This is a genomic window from Acinetobacter sp. V102_4 (assembly GCF_031799005.1).
GTDB classification, from domain to species: domain Bacteria; phylum Pseudomonadota; class Gammaproteobacteria; order Pseudomonadales; family Moraxellaceae; genus Acinetobacter; species Acinetobacter calcoaceticus.
This window is the reverse complement of record NZ_JAVQNR010000031.1, coordinates 1-14,307: the sequence shown is the minus strand read 5'-3', so window position 1 is coordinate 14,307 and position 14,307 is coordinate 1. Positions and strand designations below refer to the sequence as shown.

Here is a 14,307-nt window from a genome sequence, read left to right as displayed (position 1 = left end):
TATTAATCAAATTTAAAAAACTTTTTTACTTTTAAAAATTAAAATAAAGTTGACTTTTAGATAAATTAATCTGAAATTATGAATCATATTTTTGCAATTTTTATAATTGATGTATCACATAAAAAGGAGTTTGGTCATGCTTGAACAAGCACACCTAGAAGGAACCACAACTGACACAGATTTTCAGCAGTCTGAGCATCAACTACCTCACCTTGCTTCTTATGCCTATGGAACATGGCATTCGACGAGTGAAGAACTACGCCCTGTTTTCCATGCTATTACAGGTGAAGCTATTTATGCTGTAAGTAGTCATGGCATTGATATGAAACGTGTTGTTCAATATGCCAAACAAAACGGCTCAGAACTAGCAAACTGGACGTTTCACCAACGTGCAAATGCGTTAAAACAAATTGCCCAACACTTACTTGAGCGCAAGGAAGAGTTCTACAAACTTGCGTATGCAACAGGTGCAACTCGTAAAGATGCATGGATTGATATTGAAGGCGGTATCCAGACATTATTTGCTTATTCAAGTCTGGTTCGTCGTGAACTCAATGATGAAAAAATTATTACCGAAGATAACTGGATTCAATTATCTAAAAATGGCACTTTCGGTGCTAAACACATTTTAAGCCCTAAAGCGGGTGTTGCAGTTCATATCAATGCTTTTAACTTCCCAATTTGGGGAATGCTTGAAAAGATTGCACCAACTTTACTGGCAGGTGTGCCATGTATTGTTAAACCAGCAACCGATGGTTCTCAATTAACTCAAGCTGTTGTAAAAGCCATTGAAGAGGCTCATGTATTACCAAAAGGCTCACTACAACTAATTTGCGGTCAAACATATGACCTGTTAGAGCATCTAGGTCCACAAGATTGTGTTACGTTTACGGGTTCTGCCTACACAGGCCAAAAACTACGTAACCAACCTCACCTAAATAAATATTCGATTCCATTTAGCATGGAAGCCGACTCGGTAAACAGCGCAATTTTAAGCCCTGAAGCAAATGAAGAAACGATTGATTTGTTTGTGCGTGAAGTCTTCCGTGAAATGACCACAAAAGCAGGCCAAAAATGTACAGCAATTCGTCGTGCTTTCGTTCCTGAAAACTTGTTAGCCACTGTGCAAGAGAAGCTAACTGCCAAACTTGCTAAAGTTGTGGTGGGTGACCCGCAAAAAGAAGAAACCACCATGGGCGCTTTAGCGAGCATTAAACAAAAACATGACGTTTCAGAAAAAGTTGCTGAACTCAGCAAAGACGCAAAAATTGTTTTTGGTGGCAACGATAGCTTTACATTTAATGCAGATCACCCTGAAAAAGGTGCTTTTTTCGCTCCAACTTTATTGTTATGTGAGCAACCTTTACAAGCGACACATGTGCATACCACAGAAGCTTTCGGTCCTGTATGTACCCTCATGCCATATAGCAACATTGAAGAGCTTGCCGACCTTGTTTCACGTGGTGAAGGTAGCTTAGTGGCTTCAGTCGTTAAAAATAATGATGAGAATATCGAACAGATTATTCAAAAAATTGCACCTTGGCATGGACGTGTGCATGTACTCGATGCAGAGTCAGCTAAAGAAAGTACAGGACATGGTGCTCCACTTCCGCATTTAGTACATGGCGGTCCTGGTCGTGCAGGTGGCGGTGAAGAGTTAGGTGGTATTCGCGCGGTTAAACACTATATGCAGCGCACAGCAATTCAAGGTTCTCCAAATAGCCTGACACAAATTACTCACTCATGGACTGCTGGCTCGAAAGTTAACGAAGACCGTGTACATCCTTTTAAAAAGTCGTTTGATGAGTTAGTCATTGGTGAACGTTTATTAACGGCGCGTCGCACCGTAAGTGAAGCAGATATTGTCAATTTTGCTGGTTTAAGTGGTGATTACTTCTATGCACATACCGACAAAATTGCAGCTGCCGAGTCTTTCTTTGGTGAACGCGTTGCGCACGGCTACTTTATTGTTTCTGCCGCAGCAGGTTTGTTTGTAGATGCAGCACAAGGCCCTGTTATCGCTAATTACGGTATGGACAACTTACGCTTTGTTGAACCAGTTAAAATCGGTGACTCTATTCAGGTTGAATTAACCTGTAAACAAAAAACGCCTAAGCCACAAAAAGACCCGTCTCAGCCTGCTCATGGGGTTGTGGTATGGGATATTAAAGTCAAAAACCAGCGTGGTGAACTTGTCGCAACCTACGACATTTTAACTTTAGTTGCTCGTGATTTATAAATAGAACTCAAACTGATGGATATTCAATTTATCCATCAGTTTTTTTACATTAGTTGTTGTCGTTTTAATGGATCGAAAAATAACAACTTTAGAGTTATGTTGGATCAAAACGTTTAGTCAGTTTCTTTTGCAGAATAATAACGATAATTGGGAATCCTGCTGCTGAAATTGCACATATCATCAGTAACTTGTTTACATTTTGTGGTGCCATACCATGATCAGGTAATAGAAAAGCAGACAGAAAGAATGCGATGGTTGTAACCAGATACATGATTGATGTCTGTAATGAAGAGAATCCAGCTCGTTGCCTATCATCAGGAAACTGAATCGAAACCACTGAAGATGACACCAAACGACTGTAAGATGCGCCGAGAAATAAAGTAATAAATAACGTTGCATGCTGATAGCCTAAAATTGGTATCAGCAAACTCAATATAAAGACGATGGTAGAACCTGTAGCCAGCATCAAAGCAGAAAAATGAGAGGTTAACGCCCCTGTGATTTTTGTAGACAAATAACCTATCACGCCCCCGCTGAAGAAAAGCCAAGGTAGTAGATCTTGCGAAGCGCCTAGCTGCTGTATCATTAATGGCGCCAGAATAGGAATAACCAGCATAGGACTAAACTGTACAAGCGCATTACTCGAGGCGAACAGTAAAGTATCCATATCGAGAGGCAGCTTAGAAGACGTATCTAAAGAAACTGGGTCTTGGGGTATGATGGATACAATCAATGGCAATGCCAACACACACAATGCACTTATTAGCCACAAAGCTACATGCCAACCATGATGTGTGCACAGAAATAATATGGTGGGCATTCCTACAATGCTTACTATCGAAAATGACGCAATCACCGTCGCCAACATTTTTCCGCGCAAGTTAGGCGGTGCGTTGTTTATCAATATACTTATACCCACACCCATGGTCGTACCACCAACCAGCCCTGCACAGAATCGTAGTGCGAGCAGAAGACTATAACTGGATGTGAATGTAGTCAAAAGTGTGAGTAGGCCTAATAGCGCCATATTAGCGATTAAAAAATTTTTCTTATTGAAATGACCAATCCAGTAAAAGGCAATAACTCCCGAAAGGACCGCACCAAGTGTGTACATACCCGACACATAGCCTGAGAACGATACAGGCACTGCGAAATCTGTTGCCATAAAAACAAAAACAGGGTTGAACACCATATATTCCAGTGCATTCGTGAACTGAACAAAAGCAATTACAATGGCTATCCGCATGAGAGATTTATGATTAAATGTCTGCGTGACCGGAGGCATAGCAAGCAACCTATGGATGAAAGATATCCAAGTTTAACTACTATCAATGGTGTTTATTATATGGTAGAAATGGCACTTATTATTATCAAATATGGGATAATTGATGCGTCCAGCTCTGGATTTTAATACCCTGAAAGTGTTTATTGCTGTGGTTGAAAGAGAAAGTTTTGTTGGGGCATCGAAAATCCTTGAAATGCCGACATCAAATGTTAGTCGCTATATTTCTCAGTTAGAAGAAAAACTGGATCTTCAGCTCATTGAGCGTAGCACTCGACATATGAAACTCACTCAGGCGGGGCAGCTACTCTATACCCGAGCAAAGCCATTACTGGAGGCGCTTGAGCAAACTGAGACAGAGTTAACGTTGCGGCAAATGCAACTCAAGGGTTCATTACGTATCTGTATTCCCAATGAAATAGGTCCTGCATTGCTGGGTTCTGTTATTGCCAATTTCGCCTTTCAGTACCCAGACCTAGAGATCAGCTGTATCACAAATTTATCCGGTTTTGAATCTCTGCGAGATGATCTAGATTTAGCTATCATTATTACCCGCGGTCAGATGGATAACAGTGACTACATCGCCCGTCATTTGGTGACTATCCCTTGCACCATTGTTGCAGCCCCCTCCGTCGTTCAGCGTTATGGTACCCCGACTCATATCCAGCAATTTGAAGAATTACCCTGTATTACAACGGTAAGTGCACTCAAAGGTGCTCCCTGGCAATTTGTGAATAAAAAGGGGGAATTTGAGACCATCAAGGTTAAAGGGCATTATCGAGTAAACAGCGGAGAGATGGCAGGACAAGCTGCGATATCAGGTGTCGGTTTTGCAATTCTATCCAAACAAGCCTGCCAACCCTACATTAGTGATGGACGGTTAATCGAGGTTGAGTTTGAACAATCGGCAGCTCCATTGCAATTGTTCGCACTTTATTCAAATCGCCGTTACTTACCCACTAAAACAAGAGCGCTTATTGATTTCATACAGCAGAAATTGAGTGATAGTTTGAGCTGATAAGGCCACTTTCTTTTTGCTGTTTATTTCCTCGCTCATTTTAGGAATCCTTTTTGTCAATCAGCCTCAATTTGTTAAGATAGCAACCGTGAAAAATTAAGTTAAGTTCTCACACACTGTTAACTCAATATTGACACTAAAAAAGGTACACTACAAAGGTATACTTTTTTCTTAGATTAAGTCAGATTTACACAGAAGTTGTTAGAATTGGTTCGACAACCAAACTTTCAAAGTTAACTTATTTATTATTGATTTTTTAAGGGTTTAATACGCATGAATAGCGCTGAAATCATGGCTGACTTATCTTCTCATACACCTATGATGCAGCAATATCTCAAAGTTAAAACGGACTATCAACATGCGTTGCTGTTTTACCGTATGGGTGACTTTTATGAACTCTTCTTTGAAGATGCTCATTTAGCAGCCAAACTTTTAGGCATCACCTTAACCCATCGTGGTAAAGCGAGTGGGCGACCTATTCCAATGGCAGGTGTTCCCTATCACGCGGCAGAAGGTTATCTTGCACGTCTTGTCAAAGCTGGGCGCACTGTAGCCATTTGCGAACAAGTTGGAGAAGTGACAGGTAAAGGTCCGGTTGATCGTAAAGTTGTTCGTATTCTTACTCCAGGTACGTTAACTGATGATGCATTACTCAGCAGTTATCAATCATCTAACCTAGTCTCTTTATGCATCCATCAAAATCAGATTGGTTTTGCTTTACTCGACTTAAGTGCAGGCATTTTTAAAGTTCAACAACAAGATTACAAGCCAGAACAATTGCCTATCGAACTTGCGCGTTTAATGCCAAGTGAAATCTTGATTGATGAAGACTTGGTCGACACGAATATTATCGAACAAATTAAAAAACACTTAGATTGTCCAGTTACCAAACGCCCGAATGTAGACTTCAATCAAAATAATGCACAAAAAACCTTATGTGACCAGTTTACGGTATCAACGCTTTCAGGTTTTGGTTTAGACCCATTGCCTTTAGCAAAAGCTGCTGCCGCTGCACTCATTCACTATGCAAAAGAAACACAAAAAACTGCATTACCGCATATTCGTTCAATTCAACTTGAACAAAGCACCGACTTTATTGCGCTTGACCCAATCACACGTCGTAACCTAGAAATTATTGAACCATTATTTGAACACGGCACGTCATTATTCCAACTGGTAAATGACTGCCAAACTGCAATGGGTGGACGCTTATTAAGCCGTACACTGATGCAACCTGTTCGTGATACCGCATTACTCGATGCTCGTTTAGATGCCATTGAGCAACTCATTCAGGGATATCATGAAAGCCCAGTTCGTTTAGTGCTTAAAGAAATTGGTGATATTGAGCGTGTGCTTAGCCGCGTTGCACTAGGCAGTGCGCGACCACGTGATTTAGTACAACTTCGTCATGCATGTGCACAAATTCCAGCTTTGAGAACGGCATTAACTCCAGTCATTCAAGCGAAAAAATCCAAACTATTAGTTCAACTTGATCAAGAACTTGGTGATTTTAAAGCGCTTCATCAACATTTGATGGCGGCCATTGTTGAAAACCCACCTGTATTACTTCGTGATGGCAATGTAATTGCAGAAGGCTATGATGCTGATCTCGATGAATTACGCCAAATTCGCGATCATGCAGGTCAATTCCTCATTGATTTAGAAATTAAAGAGCGTGAACGTACTGGCATTAACACACTTAAAATCGGTTATAACCGTGTAAGTGGTTACTACATCGAACTCACTCGTGCTCAAGCAGAGCAAGCTCCAGCTGACTATATTCGTCGCCAGACTTTAAAAAATGCTGAACGCTACATTACGCCTGAGCTAAAAAGTTTTGAAGATAAAGTCCTGTCGAGTGAGTCGCGTGCATTAGCACGTGAAAAAGCATTATTCGAAGCTTTACTTGAAAACCTTCGTGAAAATATTGCTCATCTCCAAATGATGAGTTCAGCAATTGCTCAAATTGATGTGGTTGCTAACTTTGCTCATCAAGCACGCTTAAACAATTGGGCGCGTCCTGAATTTACCCCAGAAACGGGCATTAAAATTCAGGCAGGCCGTCACCCTGTAGTTGAAGCATTAAATAAAGCTCCATTTACACCAAATGACACTTTCCTTGATGCTCAGCACCGCATGGCAATCATTACTGGCCCAAACATGGGCGGTAAATCAACATTCATGCGTCAAACGGCATTAATTAGTTTATTGGCTTACTGCGGCAGTTATATTCCAGCCAAAGCAGCCAAACTCGGTCCAATCGATCGTATTTTCACTCGTATTGGTTCAGCCGACGATTTATCTACAGGCAAATCGACCTTTATGGTTGAGATGACAGAAACTTCTCAAATTCTGCATCATGCGACTAATCAATCGCTTGTTTTGATGGATGAAGTTGGTCGTGGAACCAGTACCTATGATGGCTTGTCTTTAGCATGGGCATGCGTGGTTGATTTAACCAAACGCGTCAAATGTTTATGTCTATTTGCAACCCATTATTTCGAGTTGACTGAACTTGGTGGTGAAGCAGGAATTGATAACTACCATGTCACGGCACAAGAGCTTAACGGCAACCTGATTTTATTGCATAAAGTTCAGCAAGGTCCTGCAAGTCAAAGTCATGGTTTACAGGTCGCAAAATTAGCGGGTATTCCTGCCAATGTGATTAAAGAAGCTCAAAAACGTTTACGTATTTTAGAGAAACAGCAGCAGCAACATCTACAAACGAGCTTTCAAAATGATTTGTTTGCACCACCAGATGCGAACGCTGGTTCACAAGTCATAGAGAAAGTTGTCGAAATAGAGGTTTCATCCCCTGCTCTAGATTTACTTAAACAAATTGAAGTCGATAACTTATCACCTCGTCAGGCGCTTGAGCAGCTCTACGAGTTAAAAGCTGCACTAAAATCCTAATAAATCACGTCTGAATAAGCAGGCTTAGGTCTGCTTATTCATCTCGGAGAATAATATTTATATGATTTTAAGATCTTTGCAAAGTTCAGAAATTGATCTTATTTGGCAGCAGATTAGCCGCCGTGAATTAATCACTCAAATGTATATTCAAAATCAACAACACTTAGAATTGGTTGATTGTTTTTTTGATGTCCAACATTGGGACTTATATCATTTAGAAAATGACCCACCCAAACTAAAACAACTCTTTGAGCAAGGTTCAATATTTGTTGGCGCATTTGATGCTTCTGAAAAACTGGTTGGTGTGAGCGTAGTCTCAAATCAACTTATAGCGGATTACCCTCACGCGAAATTACTCCACTATTTCTATGTCGATGCAGACCAACAAGGTAAAGGCATTGGTGCCAAACTTATGCAAGCCGCAAAAGAGTCCGCCAACCAACTCAGTGCAAATCAATTGTATATTTCAGCAACTCCAAGTCGGCGCACTGTAGACTTCTATATCAAACATGGCGCACAACCTCTAAGTGCTCCAGATCAACAACTTTGGCAATTAGAACCTGAAGATATTCATTTGCTCTGTACCCTTTAGTTCTACAGATTTAAGTGATTTTCAACAAAAAAAGCAGAAAATCAAAATTTGTAAAAGAAAAATGAGAAATTAAGGCATTTAATAAAATAGATGGCTTGACTTAAATGACATCTGAATATTTAAAGGAAATATTTTTTAAGTAATTGTTTTATAAAATATATTATTATTTTCATTTTATAGATTAACCCATCTTAAGGATGGAAGATCCGTTTGATTATCAACGTATTAACTTATCTTCATATGCATGAATAAAGAATATCAATAAAAGCAATTGTTTGTTTACCCCTTTTTTGCCTAAAATAAGCTATTCGAAATGAAACCATATTTTTTAGGTAGCTGTCGCCATGACCTTTGTTGTCACTGAAAATTGTATTAAATGTAAATACCAAGATTGCGTAGAAGTTTGTCCTGTAGACTGTTTTTACGAAGGTCCGAATTTCCTAGTGATCAATCCGGATGAATGTATTGACTGTGCATTATGTGAACCAGAGTGCCCGGCAAATGCAATTTTCTCTGAAGATGAGTTACCAGAAGGTCAAGAAGTGTTTATTGAGCTCAATGCTGATCTTTCTCAAAAATGGCCTAACATTACTCAAATTGGTGATCAACCGGCTGACCGTGAAGAATGGAACGGCAAACCTGATAAATTACAATATCTTGAAAAGTAATTTCAAAAAAGATCAGCAACCGCTGATCTTTTTTTATACCCTATTCAAACATTTCATTGCAAATTCCTCGTAATTTGTGCACTGTTTTGCATTAAAATAGCCGCAATATTTATAAGTGCTTAATTTTTCTTATGCGGAAGTTTTTGCAGAGTATGGTGCCCTTATGCATAATCCCAGCGGTTATGGTAGGTTGTGTCAGCTCTCCCCAACACACAACAACAGGCAAAACCTCTCCAAGTGGTAAACGAATCTTTATTCCACAAGAGCGCGTTATTATCGAGCGCCCGATTCCCCCTAAAGTTGAGCCTACATCTTATCGAGGTTGGTTAAGTTCTGGTGAAAATTACCAACGTGTTCGTGAATATGAAAAATTCTTAACCCGAAATAATGTCGCGGGCATTGTGCCAAGTTTTGAGTTATTACGTTCAGCACGTGATTGGCAAAAATGTGGGCGTTCAGAATATGCTGTGCCTAATCGCGAACTTTGGGGAAATTCTTTATCGACCCTACGCGTATTTAAATATTTAGTTGCGTCAAAAGTTCTAACAGACTTTGAAGTAACCTCGGTTTACCGAGATTTACCTTTAAATGAATGTGCTGGTGGCGCAAGCTCTTCTAAGCATTTATTTAACTCTGCAATCGATTTCCGTATTGGTCCTGAGTTTCCACAAGCTCAAGATTATGCATTTATTGAAAATACCAAGTTTAAACTCTGCCAATTCTGGGCTCAGCATGGCCAAAGTTTAAATATGGGTATTGGTTTATATAGCTCCGGACAAATTCATATCGATACTCAAGGCTATCGTACTTGGGGACCCGATTTAACTCGAAGCAGTTCGATGTGTAATTTTTAAATTAAAAAACTCCTTTCAATCGAAAGGAGTTTTCACTTAAACCCATTACAAACGTTTGGCTAAAGAGATGAGTTTTGAGCGATTTTTAAAGCCATGCTTTTTATAAAAATCTTCGGAAATAGATGCTCTTAACGTGTGCAAAACAATGGTTTCTATATTATTTTCTCTACACTTTCCTTCTATATACTTTAAAAGCTTAGAACCAACTCCTTTTCCCTGATATTGGGGATGAATAAAAAAATCATCTAGATAATAACGAAGTCCTTGTATAGTGGGATGAATATGCCCCATTCCCACACCAATTAATTGGTTTCCCCATTTTGCACAAAAGCCAAAAGAAGATGAATATTGAAAATATCTCTCAAAATATTTTCTAATTGGCTCTAAATCATCAAACTGCTCATTCCATGGCTCATTACTAAAAGCTGAACAATAAACCTCAATACCCTCTTCAAAATCTACACTTGTAAAAGCACACAACGTAATTCTCATTTATACATCCCTAACTACACATTGATAAAAATAAGCAAGAAATGAACCTTTTTATACTCCTTGTTTAATTTGGGTCGGTAACTCAGAAAAATTAATTTGCTCATTCAATAATCAACCAAAATTTCTTCAAACGAAGATTTTTGCACTCTAGGCATAAACGTTTAAAATACCCCTATCAACATATAGGTAAATTTGATTATGCAGCAGATGTGGACAGACATTGACGAATATATCGATTCACATTTAATTCCCGAAGACCCGCGACTCGAATATGCATTAAAAAATACCGACGAACACGGCTTCTCAAATCATCTTGCAGTGGCTCCTAACCAAGGAATGTTCTTGCAGATGCTTATTCAAATGAATAAATGCAAACGAGTTTTAGAAATTGGAACCTTTGCTGCATATAGTACAATTTGGTTAGGCCGTGCGTTACCTGAAGATGGTTATTTACTGACCATAGAAGGCCGCGACACTCACGCAGAAATGGCACAAAAAAATATCGACCATGCAAATCTTCCTGTAAAAGTTGAACTTAAAACTGGTCGTGCAGCAGATATTCTTTCTGAGATTGATCCTCAATCTATCGAGCCTTTTGATTTTATTTTCATTGATGCAGATAAACAGGGATATCCGGAATATTTAGAGTTGAGCCTAAAATTTTCTAAATCAGGTACGATTATTGTGCTTGATAATGTGATTCGCGCAGGTGATATTTTAAATCCAGATAATAAAAAACCAAGTATTGAAGGCATCCGTGAAATGTTTAAAGCCCTCGAAAACCATCCACAAATCTTGTCTTGTACAGCATTACAAACAGTTGGCTCAAAAGGCCATGATGGCTTCGCAATTGCAATTGTGAAATAATGGTTAAAAAATCGTCTTTTTTATTTTATTATTTATAATCAATAAATTACTTTTATTACAGTTGCTTTTCCATATAGTTATCCACAAGATTTGCGGATAACTATATGCAAATCTAATTATTTAGCTACTAGCAATGGTACAGTCGCATTTCGGAATACGGTTGTTGCAATACTTCCCAAGAAGAACTGATGAATTTTGCTATGACTAAATGCGCCTAGCACAATGATTTGAATACCATGTTCTTGTTGGTACTCTAAAATATTTTGTGCAACATCACCATAGCGATATACGGTCACTACATCTATGCCCGCTTGTTTAAGGTAATGCTCAGGTTCATTGAGTACTTCTGGGTGATCACCGACATAAACCAAATGACATTGCAGTGTTCGCAATAAATCACTTTGAGCAATGCGGCGCATCATTTTTTGACAAGTTGGTGAATATTCATACGCAAAAATAAATCTTGTCGGTATTTTAAAGTTTTCACCAATGGTCAAAACAGTACAGTTGGCTCCACGAATAAAGTTTTCAACATTACTACCAATTGGTTTCTGTTTTTCGGCAGCTCTTTCCCCGACTCGACCTAAAATTACGATGTCATTTTCATGCAAGAGATTAAAACTTTGCTCTAAAAAATCACCTTTTTCTTGAATTTTTGAACATGTAATATCGTATTTTTCTTTAATAAGATCAGAAATATGACGGAGTAAATTATTGCTATAGTCTAAAGCGAGTTCACTTTGTTTTTGTTCCAGCTCAGCTAACTCTTTTAGCAGCATTGCATTGCTTTCAAAGCCAATTACTCCACTAATTTCACCAAGATGATAACTTGCAGGGTAATAGTCTAGAATTTGTAATAATACAAGTTCTCGTCCGGTTGCTTTAGCAACCCATGCTGCTGCATCGGCAATAGCATTAATACACGGTGATGAGTCAATACACGCAATAACACGGTTCATGTCAGCCTCTCTTCTTCAGGTCTTTTGCCTTGGAGATTATTCTTAAAACTTAGCTTTAACTTAACATAGATAAAAATTGGTATGTTAAGGTTTATGTATAAAAATCAACTTTTTTGTTTAAAGATCAAACATTTTATTACATTCTTGAGACTGCATTATTCCCTTAAACGAAGAAATTTTGCGGGGTTGCCACCTACAATATGGTACGGTTCCACATCTTTTGTCACCATACTATTCATGCCAACTACAGCATGCTTACCTATTTTAATACCATCTTTAATACCCACATGTGCACCTAACCAAACGTCCTGCTCAATTTCAATTCCTTTGGAGGTGACAGGTTGCTGGTAAAGTGGACGGTCTAACTGCATGCCATGATCAAATGCATATAAGTGGCAATATGCAGCAATACGTACCTGATCATGCAACTTTATGCCGGCTCGCCCCCCATCTAAAATACAATGATGATTTATCGCGACCTCATTACCAATTTCAATTGGTCCATGCAAACTGCAATCTGCTGCAATAAAACAATTATCACCAATAATAATTTTTCGTCCTGGTTCAGCAAAAATATGAGCTAAGGGCGAGATAAAACAATTTTTACCAATCTCAACTGTTTCCATCTCCATCAAATAAGCCTGATATTCTTGTTGCCACTCTTCGGCCCAAGCACGATTTTTAGGTTTTAAAGTCCAATATAACCATGGCATATAATTTAAACGGTGCTTATGTTGTTCCCGATATTTGAGTAAGGAATCAGTCATCGGTTAATTCATCCTCAATTTTTAATTCTTCACGACCACGCGTTACATCTCTGAGTTTTAAGGCAAGTGGTTCAATTTGATGTATTTGTAGTCTTGCTCCGATATCTACACCCGTTGCAGTATAGGTTTCCTGATATTCAATTTGTTGTTGAGTAAGCTCATATTGAAATATGGCCCACTCATTAAAGTGGCAGGAAAAATAAATCGTTTTCTTTGCAATGAGTTCAATACGCTCAGCCAATAGCAAACATTGTCCAGCACAACCGCCATATGCTCTTACAAGGCCGCCGGTCCCTAGCTTTATTCCACCATACCAGCGGTTAACCATTACAATGATATTCGTCAGGTCATTCCCTTCAATGGTTGCCAAGATTGGACGCCCTGCTGTTCCTGAAGGTTCACCATCATCGTTAAAGCGAACATTATGGCCAATTTTCCATGCCCAGCATTGATGAGTTGTCGAGATATCTTTGTTTTGTTCTAAAAATTCTTTAACTTGCTGTTCATTTTCTACTGGTGCAGCGATAGCTTGAAATCTACTCTTTTTAATTTCTTCTTCAAACGTAATGGGTGATGCAATCGTAAAAGCCATAAATTAAATAAAGCATAATAAAAATCAAATTATAACGTGAATTTAATAGAATCAAACCCATAAAAAAAGCCCCGAATCTCGGGGCTTTTTTATTATCTTTCTCGTAATGCTTCTTTGGCTTTATTAAATGGTTTAAGCAAGTAATCCAGTACCGTTTTTTGACCAGTACGAATATCTACAGTTGCCACCATACCCGGTGTAATACCGTATGCCTTACCTTGTTTATTATAAAGCTTGTCTGAATCGGTTCTGATATAAACACGATAATAGAATTGGTCTTGTTTAACTTCATCACGAATCGTGTCTGGGGAAATAACTGTAACCTTACCTTTTAAACCACCATAAATTGAATAGTCATAGGCAGTAATCTTAACGAGTGCTTCTTGTCCCGGTCGAATAAATGCAATGTCACGCGGTAAAATACGCGCTTCAATGAGCAACTGTTCATCAATCGGTACAATGGTCATCAACTTGCCATTTTGCGGAATAACACCGCCATGGGTAGTGACCGCAATTTCTTTTACAACACCGCGTACTGGTGCTTTAAAAATAGCACGATCTAAGCTGTCAGTACGACCCAGTACGACTTGTTGTTGCGTTTCAATATCGGTATTGGCTTTAGATAACTCTTCACGAGCCTTTACGAAATATTGGTTCTGCGCATCATTCATTTTATTTCTAAGGTCGTTTGCTTCACGGCGTAAACGTAAAACTTCAACCTCACTGGCCGCGCCTTTAGCAACTAACGGTTCGGTCATTGCCAGCTCTTGTTGTACCAGTTGTAAAGCTTGTTTTAAGCCTGCAATGGTCTGTTCTAAATCTGCACGACGAGACCGATATAGCGCTGTTTCTTCATGTACAAGTTTTGGTTCTTTCAGCACAATCTCAGGAAAAACCAAGGGCGTACCGTTTACTTCTGCACGCAAACGTGAAGCTGTTGCCTGAGCAGAAATAAGCAAAGATCTTGATTCACCGACATTCGATGCAAAACGGGTGGGATCTAATTGCGCAAGAATTTCGCCTTTTTGAACAATATCGCCTTCTTGTACATTCAGCTTGGTTAA

At 39.0% G+C, this 14,307-nt stretch carries 13 protein-coding genes; 7 read left to right on the top strand and 6 right to left on the bottom strand.

Going from position 1 to position 14,307, the window contains the following annotated elements; translation table 11 throughout:
• Nucleotides 1-136: 136 nt before the first annotated feature.
• Nucleotides 137-2,239 carry a phenylacetic acid degradation bifunctional protein PaaZ gene (paaZ, locus tag RMB13_RS02235; protein ID WP_311084303.1) on the top strand — a complete coding sequence of 701 codons (2,103 nt, stop codon included), beginning with the start codon at nt 137-139 and terminating at the stop codon, nt 2,237-2,239.
• 94 nt (nt 2,240-2,333) lie between these two features.
• Here the strand turns inward: paaZ and RMB13_RS02230 are convergent, their stop codons facing one another.
• Nucleotides 2,334-3,524, bottom strand: coding sequence for an MFS transporter (locus RMB13_RS02230; RefSeq protein WP_311084302.1), 1,191 nt, complete (start codon nt 3,522-3,524; stop codon nt 2,334-2,336).
• A 103-nt stretch (nt 3,525-3,627) separates the two neighbouring features.
• Between RMB13_RS02230 and RMB13_RS02225 the strand changes: the two genes are divergently transcribed.
• From RMB13_RS02225 to RMB13_RS02205, 5 genes are all read left to right on the top strand, one after another.
• A complete protein-coding gene (locus RMB13_RS02225) occupies nt 3,628-4,539 on the top strand; it encodes a LysR family transcriptional regulator (protein ID WP_311084301.1) in 912 nt (303 codons plus the stop codon).
• A 273-nt stretch (nt 4,540-4,812) separates the two neighbouring features.
• A complete protein-coding gene (mutS, locus tag RMB13_RS02220) occupies nt 4,813-7,452 on the top strand; it encodes a DNA mismatch repair protein MutS (RefSeq protein WP_311084300.1) in 2,640 nt (879 codons plus the stop codon).
• Nucleotides 7,453-7,513: 61 nt separating this feature from the next.
• Nucleotides 7,514-8,044: a GNAT family N-acetyltransferase gene (locus tag RMB13_RS02215; RefSeq protein ID WP_311084299.1), complete on the top strand. Its 531-nt coding sequence runs from the start codon at nt 7,514-7,516 to the stop codon at nt 8,042-8,044.
• 344 nt (nt 8,045-8,388) lie between these two features.
• Nucleotides 8,389-8,712, top strand: coding sequence for a ferredoxin FdxA (gene fdxA, locus RMB13_RS02210; RefSeq protein WP_003650851.1), 324 nt, complete (start codon nt 8,389-8,391; stop codon nt 8,710-8,712).
• Between the two features lie 131 nt (nt 8,713-8,843).
• Complete coding sequence (locus RMB13_RS02205) at nt 8,844-9,566, top strand: D-Ala-D-Ala carboxypeptidase family metallohydrolase (protein ID WP_213033766.1); 723 nt, start codon at nt 8,844-8,846, stop codon at nt 9,564-9,566.
• 45 nt (nt 9,567-9,611) lie between these two features.
• On the opposite strand, the gene RMB13_RS02200 is transcribed toward RMB13_RS02205, so the two are convergent.
• Entirely contained in the window at nt 9,612-10,058 is a 447-nt protein-coding gene (locus RMB13_RS02200; RefSeq protein WP_045125211.1) for a GNAT family N-acetyltransferase, read from the bottom strand.
• Nucleotides 10,059-10,256: 198 nt separating this feature from the next.
• On the opposite strand from RMB13_RS02200, the gene RMB13_RS02195 reads away from it, so the two are divergent.
• Complete coding sequence (locus RMB13_RS02195; protein ID WP_198496159.1) at nt 10,257-10,925, top strand: O-methyltransferase; 669 nt, start codon at nt 10,257-10,259, stop codon at nt 10,923-10,925.
• Between the two features lie 116 nt (nt 10,926-11,041).
• Here RMB13_RS02195 and RMB13_RS02190 read toward each other — a convergent pair whose 3' ends face one another.
• The 4 genes from RMB13_RS02190 to RMB13_RS02175 all read right to left on the bottom strand — a co-directional run.
• Complete coding sequence (locus RMB13_RS02190) at nt 11,042-11,884, bottom strand: universal stress protein (protein WP_005041766.1); 843 nt, start codon at nt 11,882-11,884, stop codon at nt 11,042-11,044.
• A gap of 155 nt (nt 11,885-12,039) precedes the next feature.
• On the bottom strand, nt 12,040-12,651 hold the full coding sequence (locus tag RMB13_RS02185; protein WP_311084298.1) for an acyltransferase: 612 nt from the start codon (nt 12,649-12,651) through the stop codon (nt 12,040-12,042).
• Complete coding sequence (locus tag RMB13_RS02180; protein ID WP_311084297.1) at nt 12,644-13,243, bottom strand: YigZ family protein; 600 nt, start codon at nt 13,241-13,243, stop codon at nt 12,644-12,646. Before RMB13_RS02180 ends, RMB13_RS02185 begins: the two co-directional genes overlap by 8 nt.
• A gap of 92 nt (nt 13,244-13,335) precedes the next feature.
• The coding region (locus RMB13_RS02175) for an HlyD family type I secretion periplasmic adaptor subunit (protein ID WP_311084296.1) at nt 13,336-14,307 on the bottom strand (972 nt) is incomplete at its 5' end.